This window comes from Amycolatopsis sp. VC5-11, assembly GCF_037034185.1.
Classification (GTDB): domain Bacteria; phylum Actinomycetota; class Actinomycetes; order Mycobacteriales; family Pseudonocardiaceae; genus Amycolatopsis; species Amycolatopsis nivea.
In genome coordinates this window covers 93,437-110,135 of record NZ_JBAGKF010000024.1, presented here as the reverse complement: position 1 = coordinate 110,135, position 16,699 = coordinate 93,437, and the positions used below count along the sequence as shown (strand labels likewise).

Genomic DNA, 16,699 nt, shown 5'->3' with positions numbered 1-16,699 from the left:
GGAAGATGGCGGACGACAACAACACCCACGGGTTCACCTCGGACGACAACGGGGTCTGGCCCGACACCACGCAGACCGGCAACCAGAACACCACTGGTGACCCGTCGAAGGATTTCGACGGCCTGACGTGGAAGCAGATCGAAGCGGCGATCCTCGGCGGCGGTTCGCTGTCGGGCGGCCAGGACAACCGGGACAAGGCCTACGGCAACGTCAACTGGCAGTCGCTTCAGGACGCGGCCGGGGTGTTTCAGGAGACGCAGCAGAACCTCGCGATGGTCGCTCAGTCCATTCAGGACCAGACCGCCGCCCTCGCCGGACCCGACGGTCCGTGGAAGGGCGACGCCGCGACGAAGTTCAAAGACATGATGACCGCGCTGGGCAACAAGTTCTCCGATCTGGCCGACCGGATCGGCGACGGCGGCGGGTCGAACAACGTGCCGACGAACCTCGTCAATTCCGCGGCCTATCTCAAGTGGGCGCAGGACACAATCCGCTACATCGACAGCTATTACGCCAGCCAGGTCCTCGCCCAGGGCAGCAAGTACCACCTCAGCGACGGGCGCGCGTACATCTCGCAGTTCCCCGAAGCCGTCGAGATGATGACCAACGACATGCGCAAGGTGGGCGGGCAGCTCGCGCAGAAGTACAACACCGTGCACGTCAACGCGGGCAAGACGACCCCGCCCCCGACCCCCGGCGGCGGTGACGTCAACACGCCCAAGCCTCCCCCGCCACCGCCTGCTCCGCCGCCACCGCCCACACCGCCGCCGCCTCCGCCGCCGGTGACCGCTCCTCCCCCGCCGCCGGCTTCTCCGCCGCCGCCTCCGGTGACGCAGCCGCCGCCTACCCCGAAGCCGCCGCCGGTGTCCCCGCCTCCGGGCGGTGGCAACGGCACTCCGCCGCCGGTGAACAAGGCCGCGATTCCGCCGCCGCCGAACGGCGTGAACGGTCCTGGCGGGAGCGATGTGCCGCCGCCGATCAAGAACGCGATGGTGCCGCCTCCGCCCGGGGACGTGAACGGTCCCGGCGGGAACAACGTGCCGCCGCCGATCAAGAACGCGATGGTGCCGCCTCCGCCCGGCGACCTCAACGGTCCCGGGGGCAACGGCACGCCGCCGCCGGTGAACGCTGCCTCCATTCCGCCGCCGCCCAACGGAGTCGGCGGGAACAACGTGAAGCAGCCGTCGGTCAAGCCGCCGGCCATTCCCGCGCCGCCGGGCGATTCGACGGGAGGGAACAACCTCAAGTCGCCCTCGATCCCGCCGCCGCCCGGGGCCTCGGGCAACAACCTGGGCGGGAACGTCAACCCGCCTTCGATCCCGGCCCCGCCGGGCAGCTCGGGCGGGTCGGGGCACGTGAACCCGCCTTCGATCCCCGCCCCGCCGGGCAGTTCCGGCGGATCCGGGCACGTCAACCCGCCTTCGATCCCCGCCCCGCCGGGCAGTTCCGGCGGATCCGGGCACGTCAACCCGCCTTCGATCCCCGCCCCGCCGGGCGATGCCGGCGGCAACCTGGCGAACAACGCGCTCAACCCGGCGCATCTGCCGCCGGGCCTCAACACCCCGCCGGGCAACCAGACGCCGGGCGGCAGCGGCATCCCGATGATGCCGCCGGGCGGCATGGGCGGCGGCGGTGGGCTGAACCCGCCGTCGGCGGAACGTCCGGACTCGTCCGGGCTGCTCGGCAACATCAAGAAACCGTGGATGAGCCCTCCGCCGGACGGCATCGGCAACCCCGATGCGCACGGCGACACCCCGCCGCTCAGCTCGGCCAAGTGGGCTCCGCCTCCTGGCGCGAGCGGAGGCGTCGGCGGACCCAGCACCAACGGCCTCGGCGGCCCCGGCGATGGCGTCGGCGGCCCCGGCGACTCCGGTCCGGGCGCGATCAAGGGCCTCGGCGAGAGCGATCTGCCGAAGATGCCGGACCCGGTCGGCAACCACGAGCAGGTCCCCGGCGGCGGAACCCCGCCGATGATCCCGCCGGGCGGCATGGGCGGCGGCAGCGGCTTGAACACGCCCTCCGCCGAACGTCCGGACTCGTCTGGGTTGCTCGGCAACATCAAGAAGCCGTGGGTAAGCGCTCCCCCGGACGGGATCGGCAACCCCGACGCACACGGCGACACGCCGCCGCTCAGCTCGGCCGAATGGGCCCCACCGCCTGCTGCCGTCGGCGGTCCGGGCGTCAACGGTCTCGGCGGCGAGGAACCGACCGGGCCCGGAGTGAAGGGGCTCGGCGAGAGCGATCTGCCGAAGATGCCGGATCCGGTCAGCAACCACGAGCAGCAGCTACCGGCTTCGGGAACGCCACCGATGGTCCCGCCGGGCGGCATGGGCGGCGGCAGCGGCTTGAACACGCCCTCCGCCGAACGCCCGGACTCCTCCGGACTGCTCGGGAACATCAAGAAACCGTGGGTAAGCGCTCCGCCAGAGGGCATCGGCAACCCCGACGCGCACGGCGACACCCCACCGCTCAGCTCGGCCGAATGGGCCCCGCCGCCAGCTGCCATCGGCGGTCCCGGCGGCGAGGAACCAGCCGGACCCGGAGTGAAGGGCCTCGGCGAAAGCAACCTGCCGAAGATGCCCGACTCCGTCAGCAACCACGAGCAGGCCCCCAGCGGCGGGACACCGCCGATGGTCCCGCCGGGCGGCGGCAGCGGTTTGAACACGCCCGCCGCGGAACGTCCGGATTCGGCTGGACTGCTCGGCAACGTGCAGGAGCCGTGGACGGCCGATCTGCCCGGCGGCGTCGGCGATCCGAGCGCGTTCGGGGAGACCCCGCCGAGCGAAGCGGCGGACTGGGCGAAGAACCAGCAGCCTCAAGGGCCTGGCATGCCGATGGTCCCGCCGGGCGGTGCCGGTGGTGGAGCGAACACGCCCGCCGAACGACCCGACTCCGCCGGGATGCTCGGTGACGTCCAAGAACCGTGGGCAGCAAGCACGCCGGTGGGCATCGGAAATCCCAGCGCACAAGGCGAAACCCCGCCCAGCACCGCAACCAGCTGGGCAAACGACCAGCAACCCGGCGGCATCGCGAACCCCAGTACCCCAAGCACCACAGCCGGTTGGGCAAACGACCAGCAACCCGCCACGCCCGTCGGCATCGCGAACCCCAGCGCCCCCAGCACCTCCGCCGACTGGGCAAACAACCGGCAACCCGGCGGCGCCGGGAACCCCAGCGCCCCGAGCACGGCCGACTGGGCGAAGCAAGCCCAAGGACCGGGCATGCCGATGGTCCCGCCCGGCAATGCGGGCAGCGGAGCGAACACGCCCGCCGCCGAACGGCCCGACTCCGCCGGACTCCTCGGCGACGTCCGGCAACCCTGGACGCCAGCCACACCGGTGGGCATCGGAAACCCCAGCGCACAAGGCGAAACCCCGCCCAGTACCTCAACCAGCTGGGCAAACGACCAGCAACCCGCCACACCCGTCGGCATCGCGAACCCCAGCGCCCCCAGCACCTCCGCCGACTGGGCAAACAACTGGCAACCCGGCGGCGTCGGGAACCCCAGCGCCCCGAGCACCACAGCCGACGGGGCGAACCAAACCCCGGGAGCCGCCATCCCGATAGTCCCGCTGAAGACCCCAGTCAACAGCACAAAGCCCCCAGCCGAACATCCCGACGCGGCCGAAATGCTGAGCGAGGCCCGGCAATCCTGGCTGCCGCAGTCCACTGTGGACACTCTGGCGAACACCGGCTGGGGAACCGCACCAACCCCCGAAGACGAGAGCGTGCGGATCGCTGTGGTCCAACCCCTCGACCACGAGGACATCTCAGCCTGGGACGTAGGCACCGCCGACTTCCTCCCCGCTCTCCTGCCGGTCACCACGCCAGCGGAGGACCGGGCCGAGGAGATCACCACCGACCACGTCCAGCGCACCGACGAACCGTGGCGGCCCGACGAAGCGCTCGGCACCTACCAGCGGGTCCGCGGCGGACCGGCCGAAATCCTGCCTGACGAGCTGCCCACCTGCGGCGACGCACCAGAACCCCTGGAGCCCGAAGCCGACGAGGCGGACGAAGAGACCGAGGAAGAAGAGGAACGCACCATGGCCGACCTGCTCCGGCAGGACGATTCAGCCTGGGGCAGGCATCGCAGCTCTCCGGGGGTGCTCGAATGAGCACGGAAACCGTCAAGCGGGGCCCGCGCGCGGCGGGTCCGGAAATGCCCGAAGGACAGGAAGAACTGCAGGAACCGCCCGTCATGGCGGAACCGGCGGCGCGCGATTTCAACTCGCTGCTGATGATGCTGCCGATGGCCATCGGGTCGCTGGTGATGGTGCTGGCGTTCTCCGGGGTCGCGGGCAGTTCGCCGTTCACCTACGTGATCGGCGGCGGCATGGGCGTGTCCATGATCGCGATGAGCCTCGGGCAGCTGTCCCGCGCGGCCGCCGAGCGCAAGCGCAAAATGCAGGCCGAGCGGCGGGACTACCTGCGCTACATCGGGCAGGTCCGCGAGCGGGCCCGTTCGACCGCGGAGGACCAGCGGCACGCGGTGGCCTGGAACAACCCGTCCCCGGACTCGCTGTGGTCGCTCGCGATGGGGCCGCGGCTGTGGGAGCGCCGGATCAGCCATGAGGACTTCGCGCGGGTGCGGATCGGGCTCGGCACGCAGCAGTCGGCGCTCGAACTGGTGCCGCCGGTGACCAAGCCGATCGAGGACCTCGAACCGCTGTCGGCGATCTCGCTGCGCCGGTTCACCGAGACCTACCGCACGCTGTCGGGCATCCCGACCGCAGTGGGGCTGCGCAGCTTCACCAGCGTCGAGTTCGACGGCGATCCGGACGCGGCCGTCGGGCTGGTCCGGGCGATGCTCGCGCAGCTGGTCGCCTTCCATTCGCCGGACGAGCTGCGGCTCGCGGTGCTCACCACGGAGGCCGCGCAGGCGCAGTGGGACTGGGTGAAGTGGTTGCCGCACAACAACCATCCGACCCTGCGCGACGCGGCGGGCCCGCTCCGGCTCCTCGCCGCCGACCACGACGAGCTGATGGACCTCCTCGGCCCGGACGTCGCCGACCGCGACGACCACGACAAGACCGTCGGGCCGACGACGACCGAACCGTTCGTGGTGGTCGTCGCGCACCTGGCGACGATCCCGGAGTCCTCGCGGCTGGTCGGCGCGGGACTGCGCAACGTGGTGCTGCTCGACGTCACCGGCACGCTCCCGGGCGGCCCCAAGGTCCTGCGGCTGACCACCAAGGACGATCTGGTCGAGTTCCCGGCGGGCAGCGGCGTCGGTTCGGCGACCCGCGACGAGCTGTCGGTGACCCAGGTCGAGGGCCTCGCCCGGCTGCTCGCTCCGAAAAGGACCAGCGGCACCCTCGAGATCGCCGACCAGCCGCTGGAAAGCGATTTCGGCCTGACCGCGCTGCTCGGCATCAAGGACGTGCACACCTTCGACATCCCGGGCCAGTGGCGGCCGAGGTCGGCGCAGCGGGCCCGGATGTCGGTGCCGATCGGCGTGACCGAGGACGGCGAGATCGTCGAACTGGACCTGAAGGAATCCGCGCAGGGCGGGATGGGCCCGCACGGGATGCTGATCGGCGCGACCGGTTCGGGCAAGTCGGAGCTGCTGCGCACGCTCGTGCTCGGGCTGGCCGCGACGCATTCGTCGGAGATCCTCAACTTCGTGCTCGTCGACTTCAAGGGCGGCGCGACGTTCCTCGGCATGGACCGGCTGCCGCACACCTCGGCGACGATCACCAACCTCGCCGACGAACTGCCGCTGGTCGACCGCATGCAGGACTCGCTCAACGGCGAAATGGTGCGGCGGCAGGAACAACTGCGGGCGAGCGGCTACCCGTCGCTCTACGAATACGAAAAGGCGCGCGCGGCCGGCGAACAGCTGGCTCCGATGCCGACGCTGTTCCTGGTGGTCGACGAGTTCTCCGAACTGCTGAGCGCCAAGCCGGAGTTCATGGAGCTGTTCGTCTCGGTCGGACGGCTGGGCCGCAGCCTCGGCGTGCACCTGCTGCTCGCCTCGCAGCGGCTGGACGAGGGTCGCATCCACCGCGTCGAAGGCCACCTGTCGTACCGGATCGCGCTGCGCACCTTCTCCTCGATGGAGTCCCGCAGCGTGATCGGCGCGGGCAGCGCCTACGAGCTGCCGCCGGAACCGGGCAACGGCTACCTGAAGATCGACACCACGAACCTGGTGCGGTTCAAGGCCGCTTACGTCTCCGGTCCGGTCCCCGCGGGCAACGGCGAAACGCACGTGGACGCCGCGCGAGTGAGCCGCGAGGTCGTCCCGTTCCGCACCGAAGCCCGGCCCGCCAAGCTGATCATCCGCGACGACGAACCGGAACCGGCCGAGAAACAGTCCGATGTGGACGCTCTCGAAGCCGCCGTGCCGGGCGGGCCGACGCTCGCCGACGCGTTCATCGACCGGCTGACCGGCGCGGGCCCGGCGGCGCGCCAGGTGTGGCTGCCGCCGCTGGCCGAATCGCCGAGCCTGGACTCGCTGCTGCCGAGCGTCACGCCGGACCCGGTGCGCGGCATGGCGGTCGCCGACCCGGCGCACTGGGGCAAGCTCCGGGTGCCGATGGGGATGATCGACCGGCCGTTCGAGCAGGTCCGCGAGCTGCTGACGGCGGACCTGTCGTCGGCGGCCGGGCACGTCGCGGTGGTCGGCGGGCCGAAGACCGGCAAGTCGACGCTGCTGCGCACGCTCGTGCTGGCGCTGGCGATGACGCACACCCCGCAGGAGGTCCAGTTCTACGGGCTGGACTTCGGCGGCGGCGGGATCATGTCGCTGTCCGGGCTGCCGCACGTCGGTTCGGTCGCCACCCGCCTCGAACGCGACCGTGTCGTCCGGACCATCGAGGAAATCTCGCAGGTCATGGAAGGCCGCGAGACGCTGTTCTCCGAGCACGGCATCGAATCCATGGACGCTTACCGCGCGTTGCGCCGCAAGGGCCAGATCGAGGATCCGTTCGGCGACGTGTTCCTGGTGGTCGACGGCTGGTACAGCCTCAAGAACGACTACAGCGACCTGGAACAGAAGATCGGCGAACTGGCCTCGCGCGGCCTGTCCTTCGGGGTGCACGTGGTGATCGGCGCGACCCGCTGGTCGGAGATCCGCCCGTACCTGCGCGACCTGCTGCAGACGCGGTTCGAGCTGCGGCTCGGCGATCCGATGGAGTCGGAAATCGGCTCCCGCAAGGCGAAAACGGTGCCGAACCAGCCGGGTCGCGGCCTGACCCCGGACGGACTCCATTTCCTGGCCGGGCTCCCGCGGATGGACGGCAGCGGGAACACCGACGACCTCGCCGCGGCGGCCAAGGCGGTCGCCGAGGAGGTCCACCTGTTCTGGCCGGGCGCGCCGGCCCCGGCGGTGCGGCTGCTGCCCGCGAAACTGCCGATGGCCCAGCTGCCCGCGCCGGACGGCGACCTGCGGATCGCGCTCGGACAGGACGAGCAGCGGCTGCTGCCGGTGTGGCACGATTTCGCGGCCACTCCGCATCTGCTCGCCTTCGGCGACAACGAAACCGGCAAGACCAACCTGCTGCGGGTCGTCCTGCGGTCGGTCCTCACGCGCTACTCGCCGAGCGAGGCGAAGATCGTGCTGGCCGACCCGAGCCGCCAGCTCGACGCCGAAGTGCCCGAGGCCTACCGCGTCGGGTACGCGACCACCACCGAAGCGCTGCAGGAATTGGCGCAGCAGGCCAGCGTTTCGCTCACGCCGCGGGTGCCGGACCAGACCATCACCGCGGACCGGCTCAAGCGCCGCGACTGGTGGACCGGCCCGCGGCTGTTCTTCGTGGTCGACGATTACCAGCTGCTGACCAGCGGCATGGGCTCGCCGCTGGAACCGCTGTTGTCCTTGCTGTCGCAGGGCTCCTACATCGGGTTCCACCTGATCCTCAGCCGCAGCACCTCGGGCGCGATGCGGGCGCTGAGCGACTCGGTGGTCCGCCGGATCTGGGAGCTCGGCAGCCCGGGCGTGGTGTTCTCCTACCCCAAGGAGGAGGGCAAATTCCTCGGCGAGGCAGCGCCGCGCCCGCTGCCCGCCGGACGCGCGCAGCTGGTCACCCGCCGCGGCGTGAAGCTCGTGCAGACCGCGATCGCGGAAGAAGAACGGGCCGGCGAGGGCTGGTCCCCGCTCGCGACGACCGAAGGAGGCGTGCGATGACCGCGTCGACCGGCGAACTGTGCCGGATCACCGTCTACGGGCCGCAGGGCAGGGCGGATCTGGCGGTGCCGATGTCCGTCCCGCTGACCAGCCTGCTGCCGGTGCTGCTGGAGCACACCGGCGGCCGCGAGGACCTCGGCGAGGCCTGGGTGCTGCAGCGGCTCGGCGAGGAACCGCTCGACGCGTCCGGCACGCCGGAGTCGCTGGACTGGAAGGAGGGCGAGGAATTCCACCTGCGCCCTCGCGCGGATCCGTTGCCGGAACTGGACTTCGACGACATCGCGGACGGCATGGCCACCGCGGTGAGCCGCCATCCCGGCCGCTGGCGCCCGGAATTCAACCGCGGCCTGTTCCTCGGGTTCGCGATCTTCTCCCTCGTGGTGCTGGCCAAGGTGCTGCTTTACCCGGGTTCGTCCGGGCTGAGCGCGATCGGCGGCGGCGTGGTGTCGCTCGGGCTGCTCGTCGCGGCCGTGGCGACCGGGGTGCGTTCGGACGACAAGGCGCTGCTGGCCCTGCTCGGGCTCGGCGGGTGCGGGTTCGCGTTCCTCGCGGGCGCGGTCGCGGTGGCCGGGCTCGAGCCGGCGTTCGACCTCCAAGGCACGCCGATCCTGACCGGCTGCCTGGCCTTCGCGCTGGCCGGCGGTCTGGTGCTCGGCGGACGGGCCGCCTGGTCGCACGCCATCCCGTTCGTGCCGTTCGGCGCGGTGGTCGCGACCGGGCTGGCCGGGGCGATCTCGCTGTGGCTGCACCTCGGCGCCGGGTTCACCACCGAGCAGGCGGCCGGCCTGGTGTCGTTCGTGCTGGTCGGGCTGATGGTGTTCGCGCCGCGGATCGGCATCCGGTTCGCGCGCATCCGCGGTCCGCAGCTGCCGCGTTCGGCCGGCGAACTGCAGTACGACATCGAGCCGATGCCGGCCGCGCAGATGGTGCACCAGACCGGGTACGCCGACGGCTACCTCACCATCGCCTGCCTCGCCGCCACGGCCGTTTTCGTCGGCTGCTTCCCGTTCCTGGTCGGCCACGGGCTGTTCCCGGCCCTTCTCGGCGGGCTGGTGTCCGCGGCGGTGCTGATGCGGTCGCGGGCGCTGCTGGGCGTGTGGCAGCGGGTTCCGCTCGCCGTCGCCGGCGCGGTCGGCCTGGTGCTGCTCGGGCTGGCGCTGATCCAGCCGCTGCCCGTGCAGTGGCGGGGCGCCTGCCTCGCCGGGCTGTGCCTGGTGTTCTTCCTGCTCCTGCTGGCGATGCTGCGCCCGCCGCCGCGGCGGCTGCTGCCGATCTGGGGGCATCTGGCGAACTGGCTGGAAACGCTGAGCGCGGTGGCGATGATCCCGATCCTGCTGCAGCTGTTCGGCGTCTACGCGTGGGCTGTCGGGCTCACCGAATAAGCGAAGGAGAGGTGCCATGGTGCAGACGCAGAAGGACCACGTCGAGGCGTATTCGTTCCTGATCGGGCGGATGACGTCGGCGCTGGTGCTCGGCGACGCGAGCCACCTCGACGTGCCCGCCCGGCGGGCCTGGGTGGGCCTGCTGGTCGGGCTCGTCCTCGGACTGCTGATCGCGGTCGGGTTCTTCGTGTACGGGCTGATCGCGCACCACACCGGCGGGGCGGCGCCCGCCGTCGGCCGCCGAGCCTGAGCGGAAGGAGGACAGCCATGGAACTCTCGCTGATCCGGCGCGACGACGGCGCTTTGGAGAAGAAGACCGTGGGCAACGCGCTGGTCGTGCACCTCGCGGAGGGGATGACCGGCGAGGCGCAGTCGCTCGCGCTCGGCGTCGCCGCCGATCCCGACCACGACCTGGTGGTCGTCGACCTGCCGGTGGATTCGCCGATCACGATGTGGGAATCGGTCGCCAAGGCGCTCCCCCGGCGCCGCCGCGGCGTGCGGCTGGTGATCGGCGGCCGTTCGCGCGAGACCACCGCGCTGGCCGGGCAGTGGCTGGCCGAGCGGATCAACCGCCCGGTGCTCGCGCCGGACGGGTCGGTGATCCCGAGCGCGGGCGGCGCGCTGTTCGTCCACGCCGGGCGCGGCGGGGGCTGGGTGCGGTTCCGGCCGGGCCGTCCGCCGACGTGGGAGGCGAAGCGGTTCCCGCGCCCGGCATGGGATTCCGGGATCGCCGCCGAGCTCACCCCGACGAGTTCGCGCGGCGTCGCCGAACCGCTGCCGGGCGGCTTATGGGTCCGTCCGGTCGGCTTCGACGCACCCCAGCGGCACCACCGCCGCGCACTGATCTCCCGGATGCCCGCCCAGCACGACACCATGACGATCGTGCTGGGCTGCCCCGGCTGCCCGCCGCTGGCGCTGGACGACGCGGCCCGGCTGTGGGTGCAGCTGCCGGAGAAGGTGCGGGCCAAGGCGCGGTTCGTCCAGTACGGCCCGATGCAGGTGCCCGGCGAGGCCTCGATCGGGCAGGCGCTGGCCGATCTGCTCGGCAAGCCGGTCGCGTTCTACGCTGGCGTCCCGGTCGGTTCGCCACAGCTGCCGACCCTGCGGACAGTGCTGTACGACGGACGGCTCGGCTGGCGTCCGTTCACCACCGAACTCGGCTACGCACCGGGCTCGGATTCCGTGTTGCCTGAGCTGCTGTCGCACCGTCCGCCGATCCACGGACTCGACCAGGTCTCTCCGGCGGTGTACTGGTACTCGCCGGACGCGGTGGTCGAGGTCGTGCAGTCCGGCCTGTTGGTGCGTCCGCCCCAGGACGGTCCTTCGTCGGCGGCGATCCGCGAGATCGGCCTCGACGCCGCGGTGCACAATCTGACCTTTGACGCGGCGGACGAGGGCTCGGCCTCGCGGATGCGGTTGCTGGCGGAGGATTTGCTGGCGCGGCTGGACGAGCAGACTCGCCGGATGAGCCGCGTGCTGCCTGCTGCGGCGCTGCTCGCGGAGCGTGCTCGGCCGCGGGTGGTGGCGCGGGCGTTGGACGCGATCGAGTCCGGGCATCCGGTGCCGGTGGTGGCTGCGCCTGCTCCGGCGGCTTATCTGCCGGCGGCTCCGGCGGCGTTGGGTATTGCCGCGCCGACGGAGGTTCCCGGGGCGATCGCTGCGCCGGTTGCTCCCGTTGCTGCTCCGGTCGCTGCTCCGGCGGAAACTCCCGCCGAGCCCCCGGTCAAGGTCTCCGCCGCTCCTCCGGCCGCGAAGCCGCTCACGCACCTCGCCCCGGCCGACGTCGCACCGGCCAAGCCCGTCGAACCACCGGTCGCCAAGCCCGCGATTCCGGCGTCCACTTCGGACCAGTCGGAACCTCCGGCCAAAGCGGAGCCCGCGCCGAAACCGGCGAAAGCCCCGGCAGAGCTGCGTTTCCAGGAAACCCCCGGCGCGGAATCGACCGCGCTGCTGCCCAAACGCGGGGCCGACAAGGAACGCCAGTGGCTCCGTAAATCGCTCGGCGCGGAATACGGCCTGATGTCGAACACCGTCGCGCGGATCCTGTCCGAGCACCCGGGATTCCAAGGCGTGCTGTCGACGTCGTCCTCGGCAGAGGTGCTGACCGACGCGGTGGCGGTGCAGCTTTACCTGTCCCCCAAGGGATCGACGATCGACGCGGGACTGCGGCGCGGCGCGAACGGCCCGCACGTCCCGGTCGCCCGGTGCGTCGTGGCGGGGCTGAGCAGGCTGCCCTCGCACCGCGGCCCGGCGACCTTCGCCACCGAGCTGCCGCCGTCCGCGTGGCCGCTGCTGGACGGCCGGAAAGTGCTGACCGAATGGGGTTTCCTCAACGCGCTGACGCAACCGTCGTCCACAGTGGACGGGGAGACGGACGTGCTGGTGTGGTCGATCACCGGACGCCGCACCAAATTGCTGGAACCGAGCGAGGGCGGCGTCGAAAACCGCGTCCTGTTCGTGCCGGGGACCAGCTTCAAGGTGCTGGAAACGCGCAAACCGGCTGCCGGTGCGCGCGGCGCGGTGCTGCTGCGGGAGCTGACCGCGAGCGAGATCGACGAGACCGGCCGGGTGGCGAACGACCGGGCTTCGCTGGACGAGCTGGCCATGAATTCGCTCCGGCAGACGGTGCAGACGTGGGCGGAAGCGGGCGAGGACCTGGTCCGGACCGTGATGGACGAGCAGGCCGCGGAGCGGTTCGGGGCGCTCCCGGGCCTGGCGTGAGTGCGGAGAGGCGGAGACGATGAACCGACAGCTGCTCGTGGTCGGCAGCGACCGGCCGGGTGCCTTCGGAACCATCGGCGCGGCGCTGGCGCAGGCGCAGCCGGGGGCGACGATCAGCGTGCACCCCGGCCGGTACGAGGAAAACCTCGTGGTGGACCGGATGGTGTCGCTGGTGGCCGAACAGGGCGCGGGCACCGTGGAAATCGTGGCGAACACCGGGAGCGTGCTCGTCGCGAACGCCGAGGCGGTGCAGCTCAGCGGGTTCGTCCTCACCGGCGTCGACGACCAGCTGGTCACGGTGGACGTCGTGCGCGGCGAGGCGGCGCTGGACGGCTGCCGGTTGTCCGGGACCTCGTGGGCGACGCTGCTGGCCCGGTTGGAGGGTTCGCTCGCGCTGCGGGGCTGCACGGTGACGAGCACCGGCGGTGCCGGGGTCGTGGTCGCGTCGCCGGTGCAATCGGCCATTGAGGACACTGAGATCGTCGACGCCGCGTCGTCCGGCGTTGTGGTGGCCGAGACCGGTTCGGTGCTGCTGCGCCGCTGCGTGGTGCGGGGCGCGGCGGGCAACGGGGTGTGCGTCAATGGCGAAGCGGTCGCGATTGTCGAGCAGTGCGAGATCGTCGGCGCGCAGAAACCGGCGATGGTCGTGGAACAGCAAGGGCGCGCGACGATCACCGGGCTCACCGTGCGGGACAGCGCGAATGTCGACCTGTACGTGACCAGCAAGGGCCGGGTTTCCGTTGCGTCGTCGCAGTTCCGGTCGGCACCGATGCAGGCCGCGCACATCGCCGCGTCCGCCGAGCCGTTGCTGCGCGAGTGCGTGTTCGCCGGGGCAGGTGCGAACGCGGTGCAGGCCACCGGAGCCGCCGCGCCGCAGTTCGTGGACTGCACCTTTGAAGGCTCGCCGGTCACGATCCTGGTCGACGATCAGGCGCGGCCGCGGTTCGAACGCGCGACCGTGCGGGGCTCGACGCACACTGCGATGTCGGCCAGCGCGGACGCAGCGGTGACCGTCGGCGGGCTTCGGATGACGCCGGACAGCGGCGTCGGGATCGTCCTTTCCGGACAGTCCACCTTGGACCTCGCGGACGCCTCCATCGACACCGGCCGGGAAACCGGGGTGCAGGTCACCGAGGACGCCCGGCTGACCGTGGCCGACCTTCGAGTCGATTCGACCTCCGACAAGGCGGTCTCGTTCGCTAGCGGCGCGCCGTCCTCGGCGAAGTCGGTGCAGGTGCGCGGCGGCGGTCTGCACCTTGGCGGTACTGCGGAAATCTCCTTGCAGGATTGCGAGATCATCGATTCCACTGGGGACGGAATCACCGTCGGTACGACGCTGACCGCTTCCCGCTGCCGGGTGCGCAATGCGCGCGGCAACGGCGTGTACGTCGCTGCTCAGGCGTCGTTCACCGAGTGCGAGATCCTCGGCGCGGGCGAGGACGGCTTCCACGTGGAAACCACCGAGCCGGTCAGCATTCGCGATTGCGTGGTCAACGACGCGTCGGGCGAACTCGTGAGCGGCGAGCACGCGGACGTGGACAACCTGAGCACCGATTCCGCCCGGACCGCGGAGCCGGTGCCCGCTGGTCCGCCGAGCGACTTCGCGACTGCCGATCAGACCGTGAGCGAAGCTGCCGGAGAGGTGCTCGAAGGCCCGCTGGGCGATCTGGAGGCGCTGGTCGGGCTCGCCGGGGTGAAGAAGGAAGTCACCGGCCTGATCAACCTGATCAAGATGTCGCAGATGCGCGAGCGGATGGGCCTGCCGATGCCGCCGATGTCGCGGCATCTGGTGTTCGCGGGCCCGCCCGGCACCGGTAAAACGACCGTCGCCCGGCTGTACGGCACGGTGCTCGCCGAACTCGGGATCCTGTCGAAGGGGCACATGATCGAGGTGGCCCGCCAGGACCTGGTCGGCCAGTACATCGGGTCCACCGCGATCAAGACGACCGAGGTCGTCGAGAAGGCCGTCGGCGGGGTGCTGTTCATCGACGAGGCGTACACGCTGAGCGCGCCGACCGGCGGTTCCGGTCCGGACTTCGGGCAGGAAGCCATCGACGCGCTGATGAAGATCATGGAGGACCAGCGCGATTCGCTGGTGGTGATCGTCGCGGGCTATTCCGAGCAGATGGAACAGTTCCTGCAGTCGAACCCCGGTCTCGCTTCGCGGTTCACGCGCACCATCGAATTCCCGAACTACAGCGTCGACGAACTGGTCACCATCACGACCGGCCTGACCCGCAAGCACTACTACGAAATGACCGACGACGCGCTCGCCGCGCTGCGCGAGTATTTCGAACGGGTGCCGAAGAACTCGACGTTCGGCAACGGTCGTGTCGCGCGCAAGCTGTTCGAGGCGATGGTGAACAACCAGGCGTCGCGGCTGGCGCTTTACCCGCCGTCCAAAGACATCGAACTGAACCGCCTCACCGCCGACGATCTTCAGGCCGAACTGGCGCAACTGCCTTCTGCCGCGAAGTCAACGGTTTCGGTCACCGCTGATCCCGCCGCCGCGGTTTCGACCAGCGCGGGCTGGAAACGCCTCAGCGGATTGGTCGGCCAGAAATCGGTGCGAGAGAACGCCGAACGGCTGCTGCTCAAACTCGGCCGGCTCACCCACGAACGGCAACCGCTCGGCCACCAGGCCAACCTGGTGATCAGCGGCAAACGCGGCACCGGACGGTCGGAGTACGCGAAACTGTACGCGCAAATCCTCTCCGAATTCGGCATGGCTCCGATGGGCCAGCTGGTGCACCGCAACCTCGCCGAAGAGCTTTCCCCGCAATGGCCCGGCCAAGCCGAACACCTCGTCGTGGCCGCCGTGGAGGACGCTTCCGGCGGCACCCTGGTCGTCGACCTGGACGGCGACTGGGACACCTCGCCGCACACCCCCGGCATCGAAGCCCTGGAAGCGCTGTCCGAAATGATCGCCCGCCGCCCCGCCGATCCGGTCGTGGTATTCACCGGCGAAAGCGACCGCGTCGGCGAACTGCTCGCGCAACTGCCCACCCTGCGCGACGCGTTGCCGTACGGCTGGCAACTCGGCGAGTACACAGTGGACGAACTCGCCGAGATCGCCGTGCGGTTGCTGGTCCGCCGCGGCCACGAGGTCCCCGACGACGTCCGCGACGCCCTCGCCCACGAGTTGTCCGCCGCGTCCGACCACACCGCCTTCGCCGCGCACGAACTGGCCCGCACGCTGTCGGCCGCCGCCGCGTCCCGCACGCTCGCCGCCGCCGACCTGCGCGGCATCCGCCCGCCCGACACCGGTGCCATGGCCCTCGGGCCCGGCCTCGCCTCGGTCGGCTGAACCCTCGGGAGGAGACCCGATGAGCACGCACTACGAAAAAATGCTCGAGGACGCGATGGCCGCTTACCAGCACCAGCGCGACCATTTCGACCAAGCCCGCCAGGACGTCGAAACCGCCACCAGCACCGTTACTTCCGCTCGCCGCGAGGTGACCGCGACTGTCGGCCGTACCGGCGAATTGACCGAACTTTCCTTCCCCACCAGCGCGTACAAACGCATGGCTCCCGCCGAACTGGCCTCGGTGATCGTGCAGACCGTCTCCGCCGCCCGGCAGAAATCCGTCGCCGCGGCCGCGGAAATGATGGCCCCCATGCTGCCGCCGGGCATTTCCGCGGAGGATTTGATGAGCGGAAAAGTGGACGTCAACGCCCTGTTCTCGGCGCGGGTGCCGGGATTCGACGAAGGGAACCTGCCGTGACCGACCAATTTTTCGTCGACGCCGACGGCCTGGACGGAGGCCGCGACGGCTTCGACGGCAAGAGCGCCGAACTGCGCACGCTGGCCCAGCGGGTGCAAAGCCTGGCAAACCCCAGCCGGATCCAGGACGCGGCCGGGAATGACAAGAACGGCAACGAATTCTCGAAAACGCACATCCAGTCGGCGGCCGAGATCTACAACGGCATCAACGCGTGGGCGCTGGCCGTGGAAGCGACCCGCGACGCGATCGGCGACATGGCGACGTCGTTCCGCGAGGCCGACCAGGGTGCTTTCGACGGGTCCAATGCCCTGTTCAAGAACTTCACCGACCTGCACGAGAAGGTCACCAAGTCCGACCCCGGAGGCGGGTCGGACGCCCCTCCGACCGAGTACCGGCGCGGCGTACGAATCCAAAACAGAGTGCTGGGCAAATCCCCGGAAGCCGAAGACGACGGCTGGACCGCGGCGAAGAGCGTCCGGGCCCGGATTCCGGATCGCGGCCAGGAACCGTTGCCTGACGAGGAACCGCGTTTGAAGCACCTGTCGATCGGACGCCCGGTTCAGCACAAGGTCGTGACCCCGCTGCAGCCGACAGAATCGACCGTCTTCGTCCGCTCGCAAAAGCCAGTGGACGCGATCGAGGGCGAAGTCACGCACCCTCTGGAGCCCGCCGAACTCTGGGAACCCGCGAAGTCGATCCCCGCCCAGCCGCCGATCACCCCGGAAGAACCCGTTTCCTGATTT

The 16,699-nt window shown here is 70.6% G+C and carries 8 protein-coding genes; all 8 read left to right on the top strand.

The window, feature by feature from the left end; translation table 11 throughout:
• Positions 1-5: 5 nt before the first annotated feature.
• The 8 genes from WA670_RS40820 to WA670_RS40785 are packed head-to-tail and all read left to right on the top strand — an operon-like array spanning position 6 to position 16,696.
• The gene (locus tag WA670_RS40820; protein WP_336161475.1) at positions 6-4,118 is read left to right on the top strand and encodes a WXG100 family type VII secretion target; all 4,113 of its coding nucleotides are present in this window, start codon (positions 6-8) and stop codon (positions 4,116-4,118) included.
• Positions 4,115-8,128, top strand: coding sequence for a type VII secretion protein EccCa (gene eccCa / locus WA670_RS40815; RefSeq protein ID WP_238605409.1), 4,014 nt, complete (start codon positions 4,115-4,117; stop codon positions 8,126-8,128). The genes WA670_RS40820 and eccCa overlap by 4 nt, the downstream gene beginning before the upstream one ends.
• Positions 8,125-9,510, top strand: coding sequence for a type VII secretion integral membrane protein EccD (gene eccD / locus WA670_RS40810; protein ID WP_336161473.1), 1,386 nt, complete (start codon positions 8,125-8,127; stop codon positions 9,508-9,510). Before eccCa ends, eccD begins: the two co-directional genes overlap by 4 nt.
• A 16-nt stretch (positions 9,511-9,526) precedes the next feature.
• Complete coding sequence (locus WA670_RS40805; RefSeq protein ID WP_037812626.1) at positions 9,527-9,760, top strand: type VII secretion protein EccB; 234 nt, start codon at positions 9,527-9,529, stop codon at positions 9,758-9,760.
• 17 nt (positions 9,761-9,777) lie between these two features.
• On the top strand, positions 9,778-12,231 hold the full coding sequence (locus tag WA670_RS40800; RefSeq protein ID WP_336161471.1) for a hypothetical protein: 2,454 nt from the start codon (positions 9,778-9,780) through the stop codon (positions 12,229-12,231).
• A 19-nt stretch (positions 12,232-12,250) separates the two neighbouring features.
• Positions 12,251-15,538 carry a right-handed parallel beta-helix repeat-containing protein gene (locus WA670_RS40795; protein ID WP_336161469.1) on the top strand — a complete coding sequence of 1,096 codons (3,288 nt, stop codon included), beginning with the start codon at positions 12,251-12,253 and terminating at the stop codon, positions 15,536-15,538.
• Positions 15,539-15,557: 19 nt separating this feature from the next.
• The gene (locus tag WA670_RS40790; protein WP_043834115.1) at positions 15,558-15,956 is read left to right on the top strand and encodes a YbaB/EbfC family nucleoid-associated protein; all 399 of its coding nucleotides are present in this window, start codon (positions 15,558-15,560) and stop codon (positions 15,954-15,956) included.
• The gene (locus WA670_RS40785; protein ID WP_037812637.1) at positions 15,953-16,696 is read left to right on the top strand and encodes a hypothetical protein; all 744 of its coding nucleotides are present in this window, start codon (positions 15,953-15,955) and stop codon (positions 16,694-16,696) included. The genes WA670_RS40790 and WA670_RS40785 overlap by 4 nt, the downstream gene beginning before the upstream one ends.
• The last annotated feature ends 3 nt before the right edge of the window (positions 16,697-16,699 follow it).

Excerpts from the sequence above, each read along its gene's own strand:
- WA670_RS40820 (WP_336161475.1), top strand. The coding sequence starts at position 6 with ATGGCGGACGACAACAACACCCACGGGTTCACCTCGGACGACAACGGG.
- eccCa (WP_238605409.1), top strand. The coding sequence starts at position 4,115 with ATGAGCACGGAAACCGTCAAGCGGGGCCCGCGCGCGGCGGGTCCGGAA.
- eccD (WP_336161473.1), top strand. The coding sequence starts at position 8,125 with ATGACCGCGTCGACCGGCGAACTGTGCCGGATCACCGTCTACGGGCCG.
- WA670_RS40805 (WP_037812626.1), top strand. The coding sequence starts at position 9,527 with ATGGTGCAGACGCAGAAGGACCACGTCGAGGCGTATTCGTTCCTGATC.
- WA670_RS40800 (WP_336161471.1), top strand. The coding sequence starts at position 9,778 with ATGGAACTCTCGCTGATCCGGCGCGACGACGGCGCTTTGGAGAAGAAG.
- WA670_RS40795 (WP_336161469.1), top strand. The coding sequence starts at position 12,251 with ATGAACCGACAGCTGCTCGTGGTCGGCAGCGACCGGCCGGGTGCCTTC.
- WA670_RS40790 (WP_043834115.1), top strand. The coding sequence starts at position 15,558 with ATGAGCACGCACTACGAAAAAATGCTCGAGGACGCGATGGCCGCTTAC.